This is a genomic window from Stenotrophomonas maltophilia group sp. vghtpe118 (genome assembly GCF_052605195.1).
In genome coordinates this window covers 2931123-2946859 of sequence record NZ_CP199672.1, presented here as the reverse complement: position 1 = coordinate 2946859, position 15737 = coordinate 2931123, and the positions used below count along the sequence as shown (strand labels likewise).

The 15737-nt window shown below is 67.2% G+C and carries 13 protein-coding genes and 1 riboswitch; of the genes, 9 read left to right on the top strand and 4 right to left on the bottom strand.

Annotation, left to right across the window (positions count from 1 at the left end; genetic code table 11):
• The first annotated feature begins 12 nt into the window (after positions 1-12).
• Positions 13-1689 (top strand): electron transfer flavoprotein-ubiquinone oxidoreductase, encoded by a 1677-nt coding sequence (locus ACUDTM_RS13415; RefSeq protein WP_069138112.1) that lies wholly within the window; start codon positions 13-15, stop codon positions 1687-1689.
• 65 nt (positions 1690-1754) lie between these two features.
• On the top strand, positions 1755-2156 hold the full coding sequence (locus ACUDTM_RS13410) for a c-type cytochrome (protein WP_053497753.1): 402 nt from the start codon (positions 1755-1757) through the stop codon (positions 2154-2156).
• On the opposite strand, the gene ACUDTM_RS13405 is transcribed toward ACUDTM_RS13410, so the two are convergent.
• On the bottom strand, positions 2150-5749 hold the full coding sequence (locus tag ACUDTM_RS13405; RefSeq protein WP_445391358.1) for an ATP-binding protein: 3600 nt from the start codon (positions 5747-5749) through the stop codon (positions 2150-2152). The two genes, ACUDTM_RS13410 and ACUDTM_RS13405, sit on opposite strands and share 7 nt — an antisense overlap.
• 75 nt (positions 5750-5824) lie before the next feature.
• Between ACUDTM_RS13405 and ACUDTM_RS13400 the strand changes: the two genes are divergently transcribed.
• From ACUDTM_RS13400 to pnuC, 5 genes are all read left to right on the top strand, one after another.
• Positions 5825-6463 (top strand): response regulator transcription factor, encoded by a 639-nt coding sequence (locus ACUDTM_RS13400; RefSeq protein ID WP_005420808.1) that lies wholly within the window; start codon positions 5825-5827, stop codon positions 6461-6463.
• Positions 6464-6930: 467 nt separating this feature from the next.
• Positions 6931-7338, top strand: a complete 408-nt coding sequence (locus tag ACUDTM_RS13395) for a glycine zipper 2TM domain-containing protein (protein ID WP_088496698.1) — start codon at positions 6931-6933, stop codon at positions 7336-7338.
• A gap of 128 nt (positions 7339-7466) precedes the next feature.
• On the top strand, positions 7467-8591 hold the full coding sequence (locus ACUDTM_RS13390) for a phosphotransferase enzyme family protein (protein ID WP_072167329.1): 1125 nt from the start codon (positions 7467-7469) through the stop codon (positions 8589-8591).
• A gap of 98 nt (positions 8592-8689) precedes the next feature.
• Positions 8690-8785: riboswitch (TPP riboswitch) on the top strand.
• A gap of 70 nt (positions 8786-8855) precedes the next feature.
• The gene (locus tag ACUDTM_RS13385; protein WP_072167330.1) at positions 8856-11045 is read left to right on the top strand and encodes a TonB-dependent receptor; all 2190 of its coding nucleotides are present in this window, start codon (positions 8856-8858) and stop codon (positions 11043-11045) included.
• 8 nt (positions 11046-11053) lie between these two features.
• Positions 11054-11626, top strand: a complete 573-nt coding sequence (gene pnuC, locus ACUDTM_RS13380; RefSeq protein ID WP_088496711.1) for a nicotinamide riboside transporter PnuC — start codon at positions 11054-11056, stop codon at positions 11624-11626.
• Between the two features lie 96 nt (positions 11627-11722).
• Here the strand turns inward: pnuC and ACUDTM_RS13375 are convergent, their stop codons facing one another.
• From ACUDTM_RS13375 to ACUDTM_RS13365, 3 genes are all read right to left on the bottom strand, one after another.
• Positions 11723-12133 (bottom strand): hypothetical protein, encoded by a 411-nt coding sequence (locus tag ACUDTM_RS13375; RefSeq protein ID WP_088496697.1) that lies wholly within the window; start codon positions 12131-12133, stop codon positions 11723-11725.
• A gap of 92 nt (positions 12134-12225) precedes the next feature.
• On the bottom strand, positions 12226-13200 hold the full coding sequence (locus tag ACUDTM_RS13370) for a Dyp-type peroxidase (RefSeq protein WP_088496696.1): 975 nt from the start codon (positions 13198-13200) through the stop codon (positions 12226-12228).
• Between the two features lie 266 nt (positions 13201-13466).
• Positions 13467-14042 carry an OmpO family porin gene (locus ACUDTM_RS13365; protein WP_049465985.1) on the bottom strand — a complete coding sequence of 192 codons (576 nt, stop codon included), beginning with the start codon at positions 14040-14042 and terminating at the stop codon, positions 13467-13469.
• Between the two features lie 163 nt (positions 14043-14205).
• Here ACUDTM_RS13365 and ACUDTM_RS13360 point away from each other — a divergent pair, with 163 nt between their 5' ends.
• The gene (locus ACUDTM_RS13360) at positions 14206-15195 is read left to right on the top strand and encodes a DUF2268 domain-containing putative Zn-dependent protease (protein ID WP_245885034.1); all 990 of its coding nucleotides are present in this window, start codon (positions 14206-14208) and stop codon (positions 15193-15195) included.
• A gap of 218 nt (positions 15196-15413) precedes the next feature.
• On the top strand, positions 15414-15686 hold the full coding sequence (locus tag ACUDTM_RS13355; RefSeq protein ID WP_005420910.1) for a hypothetical protein: 273 nt from the start codon (positions 15414-15416) through the stop codon (positions 15684-15686).
• Positions 15687-15737: the final 51 nt, after the last annotated feature.

The following is a 15737-nucleotide window of genomic DNA, read 5'->3' as shown; positions in this document are numbered from 1 at the left end:
GTCATGCAATCGATGAGCGCTGAAGCCAACGCCCTGCCCCCGCGTGAAGTAATGGAATTCGACGTGGTGATCGTCGGTGCCGGCCCCGCCGGCCTGGCCACCGCGATCCGGCTGCGCCAGCGCGCGATCGAAGCCGGCCGCGAGCTGTCGGTGTGCGTGCTGGAGAAGGGTTCCGAGCCGGGCGCGCACGTGCTGTCCGGCGCGGTGATGGATCCGCGCGCGCTGACCGAGCTGTTCCCGGACTGGGCCGAGCGCGGCGCTCCGCTGAAGCAGAAGGTCACCCGCGACGAATTCCTGTTCCTCAGCGAGACCGGCGCGCGCAGCACCCCCAACGCGCTGCTGCCGGAGTGCTTCCACAACGAAGGCAACTACATCATCAGCCTGGGCGAAGTGACCCGCTGGCTGGCGCAGCAGGCCGAGGCGCTGGAGGTTGCGATCTTCCCGGGCTTCGCCGCTGCAGAAGTGCTGTACGGCGACAACGGCGAGGTGATCGGCGTGGCCACCGGCGACATGGGCATCGAGAAGGACGGCAGCATCGGTCCGGCCTTCGAGCGTGGGATGGCGCTGCACGCCAAGTACACGATCTTCGCCGAAGGTGCGCGCGGCCACCTCGGCCGCCAGCTGATCGCCCGCTACAAACTGGACGAAGGCAAGGACCCGCAGGCCTACGGCATCGGCATCAAGGAGCTGTGGCAGATCGACCCGGCCAGGCATGAGCCGGGCCTGGTGGTGCATGCGGCTGGCTGGCCGCTGGACAGCGACACCTACGGCGGCGCGTTCCTGTACCACGCCGACGGCGGCAAGGTCGCCATTGGTTACGTGGTCGGCCTGGACTACAAGAACCCGTGGCTGAGCCCGTTCGAGGAGTTCCAGCGTTTCAAGACCCATCCCTCCATCCGCAAGCACCTGGAGGGCGGCACCCGCATCGGTTACGGCGCCCGTGCGATCACCGCCGGCGGCCTGCTGTCGCTGCCGAAGACGGTGTTCCCCGGGGGCGCGCTGGTCGGCTGCGAGGCCGGCTACCTCAACGCCAGCCGCATCAAGGGCAGCCATGCCGCGATCAAGACCGGCATGCTGTGCGCCGACGCCGCGTTCGACGCGCTGGCCGCCGATCGCCAGCACGATGAACTGAGCGCCTACCCGAAGGCGTTCGAAGCCAGCTGGCTGTTCACCGAACTGCAGCAGGCCAAGAACTTCAAGCAGTGGTTCAAGAAGGGCCAGACCGTTGCCACGCTGATGACCGGCGTGGAGCAGTGGCTGCTGCCGAAGCTGGGCGTGCGCAACCCGCCGTGGACCCTGCACCGCACCCAGCCGGACCACGCCTGCCTGGAGCCGGCGTCGCAGCACACCCGCATCGCCTACCCCAAGCCCGATGGCGTGCTGACCTTCGATCGTCTCAGCTCGGTGTTCCTGAGCAGCACCAACCACGACGAGAACCAGCCCAGCCACCTGACGCTGAAGGATCCGAGCATTCCGGTGAAGGTGAACCTGGCCGAGTACGCAGGTCCCGAAGCCCGTTACTGCCCGGCCGGCGTGTACGAGTTCGTCGGCGACGCTGACAACGCGCGCCTGCAGATCAACGCGCAGAACTGCGTGCACTGCAAGACCTGCGACATCAAGGACCCGACCCAGAACATCGTCTGGGTGACCCCGCAGGGCGGCGGCGGCCCGAACTACTCGGGCATGTGATCGCCACGGGCTGCGACCACGTGTCGCAGCCCGGCCGCTCCACCGCACCGCTATCCTGCCCGCCCATGCGTGCCTCCCGCCTGCTCACCACCGTTGCCGTGGCCCTGCTTGCCACGGCCTGCCAGCGCCCGCCTGCGGCGCCGGCGACGCCCGAACAGGCCCGGCAGCAGGCCATGCAGCGCGCGTTCGAACTGTGCGCAGGCTGCCACACCGTGCAGCCTGGCGGCATCCACCGCTTCGGCCCCAACCTGCACGGCGTGATCGGCCGTCGCGCCGGCAGCCTGCCCGATTACGGCTATTCCGACGGCATGCGCCGCGCCGACATCACCTGGAGCGCGCAGACCCTGGACGCGTTCCTGCAGTCGCCCACCCACGTGGTGCCCGGCACGCGCATGTACAACGCCTTTCCCAGCGCCGAACGCCGCGCGCTGGTGATCGCCTACCTGCAACAGCAGTCGGCTCAGTGACCCAATCGCTGCAGCTGGTGCTGCAGGCGCTCCACGAACGCCGTTACAGCGGCGAACACCGGTGCCGGATCGGCCTCGGTCGCATCCTGCAGGCGCTCGACCAGCGCGTTGGCCTGCCCGGCCAGTGCGCTTGCCCCGATCGCCCCCAGACCGCCCGCCTGGCGATGCAGGTGGAGCGCCGCAGTCTCGCGGTCACCGGCCCGCACGGCGCGCTGCACCGCCGCCAGATCACTTTCACTGGCCTGCAGCAGGCTGTCGCGCAGCTGCTCGGCCACGGCGCGCGAGCCATAGCGCTGCTGCAGGGTGGCCAGATCAGGCAGCACTTCAGCGTCGTCGGCGACAGTCTCCTGCACGGGCGCATCGAACGACTGACCCTGTGCCTGCGGCAGCCAGCGCAGCAGCGCGGTGCGCAGCGTGGCCAGCGACAGCGGCTTGGCCAGCACCTCGTCCATGCCGGCCTCGCGGCAGCGGCGCGCATCGTCGTCCAGCACGCTGGCGGTCAGCGCCAGCACCGTCAGCCGCGGCTGGCCGGTACGGCCCTCGCGCTCGCGCAGCAGGCGGGTGAAACCGAAGCCGTCGAGTACCGGCATGCGGCAGTCGGTAATGACCAGATCGAAGGCCTCCGATGACAAGCGGTCCAGTGCCTGCTGGCCATCGCCCAGCAGCACATGGGGTACGCCCAGCTGCTGCAGCCGCCACGCCATCATCGCCTGGTTGGTCGGGTGATCCTCGATCACCAGCACGCGTGCCTCGCGCAGCGCCGGCGGCAGCAGCGCCGCCTGCTCCTGCTCCGCAACCAGCGCTTCAACGTCACCCCTGCCTGCCTCCACCAGCGCCAGCCGCACCTCGGCGCGGGTGCCCTCGCCCAGCGTGCTGTGCAACTCCAGCTCGCCGCCCATCATCTGCACCAGGCGCTGGCAGATGCTCAGGCCGAGGCCGGTACCACCATGGTCGCGCTGGATGTAGGCACCGGCCTGGGTGAACGGCGCAAACAGGTGCCGCAGCTGTTCCGGTGCGATCCCGGTGCCGGTGTCGGTGACGCTCAGGCACAGCGGCTGGCTGCCGTCTTCGGCGGTCGGGCCCAGTACCTCCAGCTGCAGCCGCACTTCGCCGCGTGCAGTGAACTTGATGGCATTGCTGAGCAGGTTGAACACGATCTGGCGCAGGCGCACGCCATCCACTTCGTGCGCTGCCGCCAGCTGGGGGTCGATCTGCACGTGCAGCTCCAGCCCGCGTGCACTGGCCTGCGCCGACATCAACCGGCACACGCTTTCCAGCAGGGGCCGCAGCGGTTGCGGCACCGGCTCCAGGCGCAGTGCACCCGCTTCCAGCCGCGAGTAATCGAGGATGTCGTCGAGGATCTGCCGCAGCATCTGCGCCGAATCCTCGATCACGCCGAGGATGCGCTGCTGCTCGCTGTCCAGCGGTGAGTGCGCCAGCACCTCCAGCATGCCCAGCACGCCGCTCATCGGCGTACGGATCTCGTGGCTCATCGTGGCCAGGAAACGCGATTTGGCCTCAGCGGCCTGCTCGGCGTCCGCCTTCGCCGCCGCCAGTGCATCGGCCTGCATCCGGGCTTCGCTTACATCCACCCAGTACCCGCTCCAGATCACCGCGCCTTCTTCGGCGGCGTAGGGATGGGCCTGGCTGCGCACCCAGCGCACGCCTTCCCCGTCGCTGCGCAGGCGGAACTCCAGGATCAACGGCGCGAACTGGTGCGCGGCCTGCTCGATCGAATGCAGGATGCGCGCGCGGTCCTCCTGCTCGACGCGTTCCAGCAACACCCTCGCATCCTGTTCGGCCTGCTGCCGGGTGATGCCGAACAACGCAGGCAGGTCGCCGGCGATGAACGGGAAGCTCAGCGTGCCATCGGCATCGCGGCGGGCCTGGTAGACCACCGCCGGCAGGTTGTCGGTCACCTCGGCCAGGCGCTGCTCCAGCTGGCGGCGTCCTGCCACCTCACGGCGCAGCCGCCAATGGCCCACGCCATGCACCAGCAGTGCGGTCAGCAGCACCATCAGCACGGGCACGCCCCACCGCAGCAGATTGCTCCAGTCGACCCCATTGCGGTACTCCACCGCCAGCCAGGCGCTGCGCAGCGCCTCGCGCTTGCGTGGGGTCATCTGCAGCAGCAGGCGATCGAAGGTCGTGGCCAGGGCCGCATGGCGGCGATCCACTGCCAGCGCCAGCTGGTCGTTGAAACCGGCCGGAGCCGCGACCTGCATCCGCCCCGGGAAACGGCTGCGCAGCAGGTGATCGACCACGGCAAGGTTGCCGACATAGGCATCGGCTTCACCCTCAAGCAGGCGCTGCAGCGCCTGCTCGGCACTCCGCGCAGCAATGATCCGGGCCTGCGGCGCCTGTTGCTGCACATAGCCACGCACGCGCTCCGGGTCGGACAGCAGCACGCGCTTGCCCTGCAGGTCGGCCAGGCCCAGCAGCGACTCGCCATCGCTCCTGACCACAATCACGTTCGGCACGCTGATGAAGGGCTGGCTGAACACCCAGTCCGGGCCCAGGTAGCGCGAATCAACGGGTATGCCCATCACCGCCTGCAGTTCACCGCGGCGGGCCTTCTCACGCACCTCGTACCAGTCGTGGCTGTTCTCGACCTTCAGGTTGGCACCGGCCTGCATCAGGCGCTGCAGGTACTCGCTGGCCAGGCCACTGGGCCGGCCATCCTCGCCGGTGAACGACAGGGGCGCGGCATTCGGCGCGAAACCGATCATCAGCGGCTGCTCCAGCACACGCTTCTCGGCCTGGCTCAGCGCCAGCTGCGCCGATGCCGACCAGTGCGGCGGTGACAACCAGCGTTGTGCGAGGGCATCGCGCTGGGCCTGGCTGGTCGCGGCCAGCGCCAGGTCCAGGGCTTCGGCCAGGGGTTGCTTGCTGTTGGGAATGCCGAAGTGCAACCGTTCAGGGGGCAGGTCGCTTGGCCGCAACAGCGCCACGCCCTGCAGGCGCCGGCTGGCAATCAGCTCGGTGGCGACGAAGGCATTGCCGATGTAGACGTCCGCTTTGTCGTCTCTGACCATCTGCAATGCGCTCAACGTGTCGTTTGCGACAAGCTGGCGGGCACGCGGGAATCGGGCGCGCACCTGCGGACCGGTCAGGAAGTCCTGTTCGATCACCACCCTCAGCCCATCCAGATCCGGCATGTCGGAGGCACGCAGGTCATCGGGCCGGCCCACCAGTGCGAGCGGCGCCTCACTGTAGGCGGCGGTATAGACCATGCAGCGGGTGCGGTCAGCACTGAGGCCGACATTCATCACCACGTCGATCTCGCCACGACATGCCGCATCCAGCACGGATGTCCAGTCCGGATAGCGGCGCGCCTCGACCTTCACACCGAGCTGGCGAGCAAGATGCGACAGGTAGTCCGGTCCCAGCCCGACCTGCTCGCCATCACGGAGGGACTCGAAGGGCGGCCAGCCGCTGTCATACTGCCCGACAACGATGGTCGGATGCGCCACCAGGTATTCGCGCTGCAACGGGCTGAGCGGCAGCAGGCCAGGGGCCGGCTGTGCCTGGGCCACGGGCAGCGCCAGCAGCGCCAGCAGCAGGAGCAGCCCGCGAACAGCCCACCTACGCATCTGCGTCGATCTCCTAGAATCCTGCCAGGGACCGCGATGGTCGCGGTCCGGCGTGCCCGATGGCCATACTAGAGCATGAGCTTGCGCATCATCATCGCAGACGATCACCCCGTGGTCCGTATCGGTACCCGCGCCGTCATCGAGTCGAGCGGCGTCGGCCGCGTGGTCGGCGAGGCCGACAGCGCGCAGGCGCTGATGACCCTGCTCGCCAGCCAGCCCTGTGACCTGCTGGTCACCGACTACTCCATGCCGGGCAGCCCGCAGGCCGACGGCTTCGCCATGATCGGCATGATCCGCCGCCGCCATCCCGACCTGCCCGTGCTGATGCTCAGCGTCTCCAGCAACCTGGCGATCCTGCGCATGGTGCTCGACAGCGGCGTGCTCGGCCTGGTCGACAAGAGTTCGTCGATGGACGAACTGCCACAGGCCATCCAGTCGGTCTACCGCGGCCAGCCCTACATCAGCCGCAGCCTGCGCGAACGGGTGGAGGCGGCCGGCAGCTGGCGCATGCGCGAGGGCGACGGCAAGCCGCTGTCCCCGCGCGAGGTGGAGGTGCTGCGCTTGCTCGGCACCGGCATGACGGTCAAGGAGATTTCGCTGCTGCTGCACAAGAGCGTCAGCACCATCAGCCGGCAGAAGGGCGATGCGATGCTCAAGCTGGGGCTGAAGGGCGATGCCGAATTGTTCGACTATCTGCGTGACGGGAAAATTTGAGACGCGATTCACATAATCGCACCGGCAACAATGCGAGGTCGAAGGAATCGACCGGCGCATGTCCGGCCGCCAGCCGCGTCACCGTGGAGACGCGGGCCGCCAGCGGGCAGAGCCTGGCGCTTCGCCGCGGTGCGGTGCCAGAGCGCGCCTGACGTGCTGCGGCCGCAGCAGGAGACCCCGCAGGAGCAGGCGCGGCAGGCCCAGAAAGCGATGGGCGTCGGACATGCCAACGCCTTGGCAGAGAAGGGAGGGGCCACCTCCGCGGCCCTTTTCCTTTCCGCCAGCTGAGCGGCCGCAGCCGCTTTCAGCCTTGCTTCATGCCGCCTGCCGCTAGATGAATGCGCAAGCCGCTCGGTGCACCAGGCAATGTTCCGGCAATGTTGGAACGCCAGCGTGGACATCACGGCAGCCGGGGCGCCCCGCGCCCTCCCTGCCCAGCGTGGCATGCACCTCACAGGAGAACGAACATGCTCAGTACTTCCACACTCAGCTTCCGTGGTCTGGCGATGGCCCTGGCACTGGTTGCCGGTGTCGCCGTGGCCAGCGATGCCAGCGCGATGTCGAGGAAGGACAAGCGCACCCTGGTCGGCGCCGTGGTCGGTGGCGTGGCCGGCAACCTGCTCTCCAACGGCGACCCTGCGGCCACCGTCGGCGGTGCCGTGGCCGGTGGCGCAATCGGCAATCTGACCACCTCCGACCGCCGCGACCGTCGCTATTACGACAATCGCTACTACGACAACCGCTACGACCGCCGCTACGATCGTGGCTACTACCGCAGCGGCTACTACAACCGTGGCGACGACCGCCGCTGGCAGCGCGAGCGTTACTACGACAACCGCTACTACCACGACCGCGGTCGCCATCGCGGCTGGTAAGCGGCACGGTGGCGTTACCCTGCCGATGGCAGGGACGGGCGGGTCGATGACCCGCCCGTTTGCGTTGGCCGCGCGCATGGCGTTGAATGCGCAGCCTTGGATGTGACTTTCCCCTCTCGGGCTGCGGCATGACGTCTTCCTCCCACCGCGTGCAGGGCCTCAACAACGACGAGGTCGCTGCCGACTGGCCACCGATCAGCGCGGCGGACATCGCGTGGTTGCGGCAGTGCTATCCGCAGCTGCACAGCGGCAGCCAACCGCGCTGGCACAGCCCGCGGCCGTTGTCGGCTGCCGCCATCGTCGATGGCACGCGCGGCGCGGTGTTCATCAAGCGCCATCACCACAGCGTGCGCAACGCGGCCTGCCTGGAAGAAGAACACCGCTTCATCGCCCATCTCGACGCTGCTGGCGTGCCGGTGGCACAGGTGCTGGCAGCGACCGATGGTCACACCGCGGTCGAACACGGCGAATGGACGTTTGAACTGCACGACGTCGGCGTAGGCGACGACCTGTACCGCGACGCGGTGTCGTGGTCGCTGCTGACCGACGTCGCGCAGGCCCGTGAAGCCGGACGCATGCTGGCCCAGCTGCACCGTGCTGCCGACGGCTACCGCGCGCCCCAGCGCAGCACCCATCTGCTGGTCGCGCGCGATGATCTGATCCGCGCCGACGATCCGGTGGCGGCAATCAAGGCAGGGCTGCACGAGCGCCCCGGCCTGGCCCGCTATCTCGAGCGCATTCCGTGGGAAGCGCAGCTGCAGCACGACGTGCTGCCGTGGCACACGGGCCTGGCCGAGCGCCTGCGCGACGAACCACGGCTGTGGGCGCACAACGACTGGCATGTCTCCAACCTGCTGTGGCGCGACGGGCAGGTCAGCACCGTGCTGGATTTCGGCCTGGCCTCGCCCACCAGCGCACTGTTCGACCTGGCCACCGCCATCGAGCGCAACGCCGTGGCATGGCTGGAGCTGGCGCGCGGCATGGAGGCCGTGCGCGTCGATATCGCGCTGGCGTTGCTCGATGGCTACCGCGAGGTGCTGCCGTTGTCGGCGGCACGCGTGCACCTGCTGGCCGACCTGCTGCCGATGGTGCATTTCGACTTCGCACTGTCCGAAGTGGAGTATTTCGAGGGCGTCACCGGCTCGACCGCCAATGCCGACGTGGCGTGGCAGCCCTTCATGCTTGGCCATCCGGCGTGGTTCCATGCCGCCCCGGGGCAGGCACTGCTGCAGGCCCTGCACGCCGCCGCGTGATCCGGTTGACGCAGCGTTGGAGTCAGATCCCTTTCCGCAGGAAAGGGATCTGACCCTGGGTGGCGCTCGCAAATCCGTACCATTTGTAGTGAAATGGTCACCTGAAGCGGGGGTGCCTGGATCTGCCAGGCTGAGAGAGTCCCTTGGAACCTGATCCGGTTTGCACCGGCGTAGGGAGCTTTGAGCCGCAGCCACACCCCCGTCATGGGTCAGTGCACCTGCGCGCCGTCGCTTCGTCTCCCTTGTTGTCCGAAGACGAACCGAATGAACCGCTGCCTGCGCCCCACCCTGCTCTCCCTCGCCCTCTGCGCTGCGCTGCCACTGCACGCCAGCGAGGCCGAGGCATCCCCTGATGCGGCTGCCACCGGCGCCGAGCGCTCGCCGACCGAACTGGCGGCGGTGCGCGTGCAGGCCGGCAAGCCGAAGGCCGATACCTCGCGCGTGAACGCCTTCGGTGGCGGTTCTTGGAAGGACACGCCGGCTTCGGTGAACGTGCTCGAGCGCGACTATCTCGACCGCCGCCAGCTACGTTCGCTGTCCGAGCTGGCCAGCAATGATGCCTCGCTGGGTGATGCCTACGCGCCGGTGGGCTACTACCAGAACATCGCCATCCGCGGCTTCGCCCTGGACGCCGCCACCGGCTACCGCTTCAACGGCCTGTCCATCGCCGGCGAACAGCGCCTGGCGCTGGAGAACGTGCAGTCGGTGGAGATCCTCAAGGGTGAAGCCGGCCTGGCGGCAGGGGTGATGGCGCCGGGCGGCATCATCAACTACATCGGCAAGCGCCCGGCCGAAGTGCGCACCGCCACGCTCGGCACCGATTCGGAAGGCTCGCGCTACGTCGCCATCGATGTCGGCCACTGGATCACCCCGCGCTTCGGCCTGCGCCTGAATGCCGCATGGGATTCCAGCAATTCCTACGTCGAGCATGCCGATGGCCGCCGCAACTTCTACTCGCTGGCCGCCGACTGGCTAATCGGCGAGCGCGGCAAGCTGGAAGTGGATGCCAACTACCAGACCAGCGCGCAGCGCTCGGTGTCCGGCTACCAGCTGCTGGGCGCGCGTGACCTGCCGCGCGGTGTCGACCGCGAGCATCTGCTCGGCTACCAGCCGTGGCAGCGCCCGGTGGATATCGCCAGCACCAACATCACCGCGCTGCACACCTACGACTTCAATGAGGCCTGGCAGTCGCGCGTCTCGGTCGGCCACAGCCGCTCGGTGATCGACGACAACGTCGCCTTCGCCTACGGCTGCTACTACGCCGCGCAATGTGCCGATGGCAGCGTGCCGGGCAACTACTTCGCGCCCAACGGCGACTATGACATCTACGACTACCGCAGCCCGGACGACACCCGCCAGAACCAGCAGGCCCGTGCCGAACTGCGTGGCCGCTTCGAGACCGGCAGCATCGGCCACCAGCTGACCGTCGGTGCCGACTACTTCCGCCGCACCGTGGACAGGCGCCCGAGCGTCAACGAGTACGTCGGCACCAGCAACATCCACGAGGCACCGGTGCCGGTGTTCGCGCCGTCGCCGAAGATGCCGGGCCCCTCCGCACGGCGCCTGGACAGTCGCCAGACCGCGTTCTTCGCGCTGGACCGGATCAGCTTCGGTGACGACTGGCAGTGGCTGGCCGGTGGCCGCTTCGTCCGCCTGGACGAGCGCGCCTACGACAAGCGCGGCATCCCGCAGCGGCACAGCCGCCTGTCGCGCTTCCTGCCACAGACTGCGGTGGTGTGGAAAGCCACCGACCAGCTCAACGCCTACGCCAGTTACGTGCGCGGCATTTCGCTGGGCCAGGAAGCGCCGTTCTGGACCAGCAACGCCGACACCTTCCTGCCGTCGGTACAGTCGCGCCAGCTGGAAGTGGGCGTGAAGTACGTGCCGGTCGAAGCGCTGACCCTGGGTGCGGCGGTGTTCCGCATTTCGCAGCCGTACCAGTACGCCAAGCCCGACAACAGCGATGTGGGTTACACCTTCGTCGAGGAAGGCACGCAGACCCACACCGGCCTGGAGCTGACCGCCAACGGCCAGCTGACCGATGCACTGCAGATCGTGGCCAGCGCCAGCGTGCTGCAGGCGCGCGCGCGCGATACCGGCACGCCCACCTATGAAGGCCATCAGCTGGTGAACGTGCCGAAGGTGCGTGCCAGCGTGCACGTGGCCTATGCACTGCCGTTCGTGCAGGGCCTGGATGTCACTGGCGGCTGGCGCTATGCGGGTGCCAACGTGGCGCGCGCCGACGGCGCCGTGCGCGCGCCGGACTACTCGGTGTTCGATGCCGGCCTGCGTTTCCAGCATCGCCTGCACGAGCGTGCGGTGACCTGGAACCTGTCGGTGGACAACGTGTTCAACCGCTTCTATTGGCGCGATACCGGCAGCAGCGGCGGTGACTATTACCTGTTCCCCGGCGCACCGCGACAGGCGCGCCTGTCGGTGACGTTCGCGCTGTGAGCAGCGTGATGCTCGAGTGGAGCGCCGCGCTGTGCAGCGTGCTCGGCGTCTGGCTGATGGCACGGCGCCGGTTGTCTGCATGGCCGGTGGGCCTGCTGTCGGTCACGCTTTATGGCCTGGTGTTCGCCGAGGCCAAGCTGTACTCGGACACGCTGCTGCAGGTCGCCTTCGGTGGCTTCCTGGTCTACGGCTGGCTCAACTGGCGCCAGCACGCCGCCGATGAGGGCAGCATCCGCATCGTGCCACTGGCGCGAGGCAAGCTGCTGCGCGACCTGGCCTTCGGCCTGTGCGGTGGCGTGGCGCTGGGTGCGGCCATGCACACCTTCACCGATGCCGCGCTGCCGTGGCTGGACGCGATGCTGACCGCACTGAGCCTGGTCGGCCAGTGGTGGCAGGCGCGCCGCCACGTCGCCTGCTGGTGGGTATGGATCGCCGTGGACGTAGTCTATGTGGGTGCGTACCTGTTCAAGTCGCTGCACGTAACTGCCGCGCTGTACGTGTTTTTCCTGGGCTTGGCCGTGTTCGGCCTGCGTGCATGGAGCGCGGCCGCGCGCGAACCGCAGGTGGCGCCGGTTCGTTGATGCGGATGGCCGGGCTGTGCGCTGGCCATCCACAGTAGAGCCACGCCATGCGTGGCTGAAGGGTCACCGGTAGGCCCATCCACGCATGGCGTGGATCTACCGGTCAAGCACCAGACCCAATCGCAGCGGTTGGCGCATGTCGGCCGGCGGAGCCGCCTGCAACGGCGCGGCCTGCAACGTCGCGCGCAGGTCCGCATCCACCTCGCGGTCACCCAGGCTGTCGAACTCCAGCTTCGAGATGCGGCCGTCCGCCGCAATCCACAGGCTCACCGGCAGCGGCGTGGGTGTATCCGGGTGTGCACGCAACCACTCCACCACGCGCTGCGCCTGCGGGTCCTGCTCCTGCTGCAGGCGCTGCTGCAGCTGGCCACCCACGGCGGTGGCGTAGGCCATCCAGTGCGCAGGGGCTTCGTGTGCGGACGCCGCGGCACTCCCCAGTGCCAGTGCGCCGAGCACCGCAGCCAGACGCCGCCACCAGCGGCGCATGCCGGTCCTGTTTGCTGACATGACCCTCGCCTGCCTCCTGCGCTCCCATCCAGCGCGCCATGGTCGGCGCCATAGATGACAGGCAGATGGCGGGCCGTGATGGCCCGGCGCGATCACTCGCCCAGGTCGGCCAGCACCTTGCGCGAGGGCGCGAAGAAGGTCACGCCGGTGGTGGCGGTGGAGAAGTCGAGGATGCGGTCGTGCAGCGGCGCAGGATTGCCGATGAACATGCGCTCGAGCATCTTCTCGATCACCCACAGGCGGCGCGTGTAGCCGATGAAGTAGGTGCCGTACTCGCCGCGCCCCGGGTTGGCGAACGGCATGTTGTCGCGCAGGATTTCGTGCTCGCCGTCGGCGTCTTCGATGGTGCACAGCGTCTTGTGCGATTTCTGCGCATCGGCCGGCGCATCATCCAGCTCGATGTTGTCGTGCTTGGTGCGGCCGATGATCGCCTCCTGCGCCTCGGTCTTCTGCGCGCGCCAGGCATCGAGGTTGTGCAGGTACTTCTGCACCACCACGTAGCTGCCGCCGGCATGCTCCGGGTCTTCATCGCCAACAATGGTGGCTTCCGGCAGCGACAGTCCTTCCGGGTTGGCGGTGCCGTCGACGAAGTCCAGCAGATCGCGGCCATCGAAGTAGCGGAAGCCGGCCACGTCATCGACCGCTTCCACCGCATCACCGAAGGCCATCAGCAGGTTGCGCTCGAACGCCACGATCAGGTCCATGGTACGTGCGCGGATGTGGTACAGCAGGTCACCGGGCGTGGCCACAGCGGTGTGGGTCGCGCCCTTGATCTCGCGGAACGGCTTCAGCTCGCGTGGCGGCGTGGAGCCCACCAGCGGCTGCCACACGCGATGGCCGATGGCCACGTTGCAGGTGAAGGTTCGCTCGATCTCGCGGATGGCGGTGTTCTTGATCAGGTCATCGGTGCTGGCCAGCACCTCGCGTGCCTTGGCGATCGACGCCTCGTCATCCTTCACCTTCAGCACCAGAAACGCCGCCGAATGGGTAAGCGGTGCGGTGATCTGCTGCGGCTCGTTGTCGAGCGTGTGGTTGAGGGCGGTGATCGGTGCGGGCTGGGAATTCACGGCAGTTCCTGCTGGCTTGAGGCGGGTGCATCGTCAATGGCGACGTGCCGGGATCATAGCGGAACCGCCTGACCGGCGACGGAGCGTTTCTCGTTCCGTCCTGCGAGCAGCACCGTGCATTCCCGCGCTACATGGAACTGCTGCGGCCCTGCACTCTCCGGACGCACACAAAAGAAGAAGCCCGGCGCGAGGCCGGGCTTCGGTTGGCGTGTGGGAGAGAGAGAGAGTCACACGCCAGCACAACACGCTCTAACGACGGGCGTTTGTTACCAGGTGAAGCGCGGGCCCACGAACCACTCGCGGTCGCCGGCCTTGGCCAGCTTCACTTCGCCACTCAGGCCCCAGTTCTGGTTGAACTTGGCGGTGGCGCCGACGCGGCCGTAGAACTCGCCGTCCGGGTTGATGCCGTGCTTCTTGGTGTAGTCCTCGTAGCCGGCCATCACGTAGCCTTCCACGTACGGGTTGAACGCGGTGCGCACGCCGACTTCGGTGGAGTAGCCGTTGAAGTCCAGGCCGTGCTTCATGTCGAACTTCTGGTACGCGACACGGGCCACCAGGTCGGTGTTCGGTGCGATGCCGTAGTTGTAGCCGGCACCGATGCGCCACTGGTCGACGTCATTCTTGAACGTGTCGGTCTCCTGCGCGCTGTAGTCGCCGAAGATGTGGAAGTTCGGGTGCACCGCCACGGAACCCTTCACCTTCCAGCCATCGGCGTCGCCGCCCTTGGCATCGGTGTTCACGTAGCCGCCTTCAACGTAGTTGTACGACAGGCCATCGGTTGCCGATGCAGCGAACGGCAGGGCAGCCAGAAGGCCCAGGGCGAGCAGCGAATTCTTGTTCATCGGGACACACCTTTAATTATTTTGGTTTCGTCGGCCGCCTCCCGGGAGGGGGAGAGAGAGAGGAGGCGGTCGACAGGTGTGAATTATCCGTTAGGGGGTCTAATCGACCCTGAATATTGAACTGACTGGTGTATAAATAAGGCTGGCGTTCAGGGAACTCCTCATGCCGCACGCATCCACCGCGTCACTGCTGTTTCCGCTTCATGCCCGGCGCACAGTGCGGGCTTTGCTGCTCTTCGCCCTGCCGATGATGCTGCAGGTAGCCAACGCAGCCGAGCGTACCCGCCCTTCCGGGCGCGTCGTGATTCAGACCGACGATGTCTCGCGCTTCTTCAGCGTGCTGGATGCAAGCGGAGGGAAGCCGAATGCCGACGATCTGCAGCGCGGCTATCTGCATGCGGGTACGGATGCACTACGCAGCTTCACTGACAGCCGTATCGGCTCGATGGATCGTCTTGCAGATGCGATCCAGCACAAACCTGCGCTGTTTGCCAAAGCCCGTACCTGTGCGACGGCACTGCCGGAGATCCGCGAGCGGGTTGCCAAGGCACTCGATCGGTTGGGCACGCTGTTTCCCTCCGCACGTTTTCCGCCGGTCACCGTGCTGGTGGGTCGGGGAAACAGCGGCGGTGTCACCACGCCCGACGGCGTGGTGATCGGACTGGAGGCACTGTGCCACGCCGACTGGATGCAGCCCGACATCGGCGATCGATTCGTGCACCTGATCGCCCATGAGTACGTGCACGTGCAGCAGCCCGGTGCGAGCGTCGATGTCGCGCAGCCCACCCTGCTCTATCAGACGTTGCTTGAAGGCGGCGCCGAGTACGTGGGCGAACTGATCTCGGGGCAACCGGCCAACGCGCATCTGCGTCGTTGGACGCAGGGCCGCGAATGCGCCCTGGAACGCCAGTTCGCCCGGGACAGCGCTGGTACTGATCTGTCGCAATGGCTCTACAACGGAGCGGGCGACGAAACGCGCCGCGGCGATCTTGGCTACTGGATCGGCTACCGCATTGCCGCTGACTACGTTGCCCGCGCCGATGACAAAGCTGGTGCCGTCGCCACGCTGCTGACGGTGCGTCCGGAAAGTGCGCCGGCATTGTTCGCCGCAAGTGAATGGCGCCCGGCGTGTGGGCCAGTGGAAAACGGGTAGGAATGAAGCCGTCTTCAGGCTGATGAATTGGGCGATTCGAGCAACGGCAAGGCCATCGCCTCTGTGCACATCAGCTCGCCTGATCTCACTCGTTAAGCTTTGCTGATGAACATATTTCACAACCCTTCCACGTCTTCCAACTTCAGCTGAAAGCGCCTGTCAGCATGGGGAACAAACGCCGCTATATTCCAGCTTCCCCAGACGAAGGAGGGAGTGCAATGAACCTGAACCCGCAACACATGAAGACGGCCCGCGCACTTGCTGTAGCGCTCATCGCCACCGTGAGCCTTGGCGCTTGTGCCACCTACAAGGACGAGTTCGCAACCATCAACTCGCGCCTCGATCAGCTCGATGTAAAGGTGCAGGGCGCTGCACAGAGTGCCGAGTCCGCCAACCAGTCGGCACAGCAGGCCAACCAGCGCCTGGACCAGATCGAAGGCCGCGTGCAGCAGCTTGAAAGGGCACCCGTCGGACGCAAGCCGCGCGGCTGATCGCTCCCTCACCGTTTGAATTGATCCACCTCTGTATCGGGAACCAGTGGC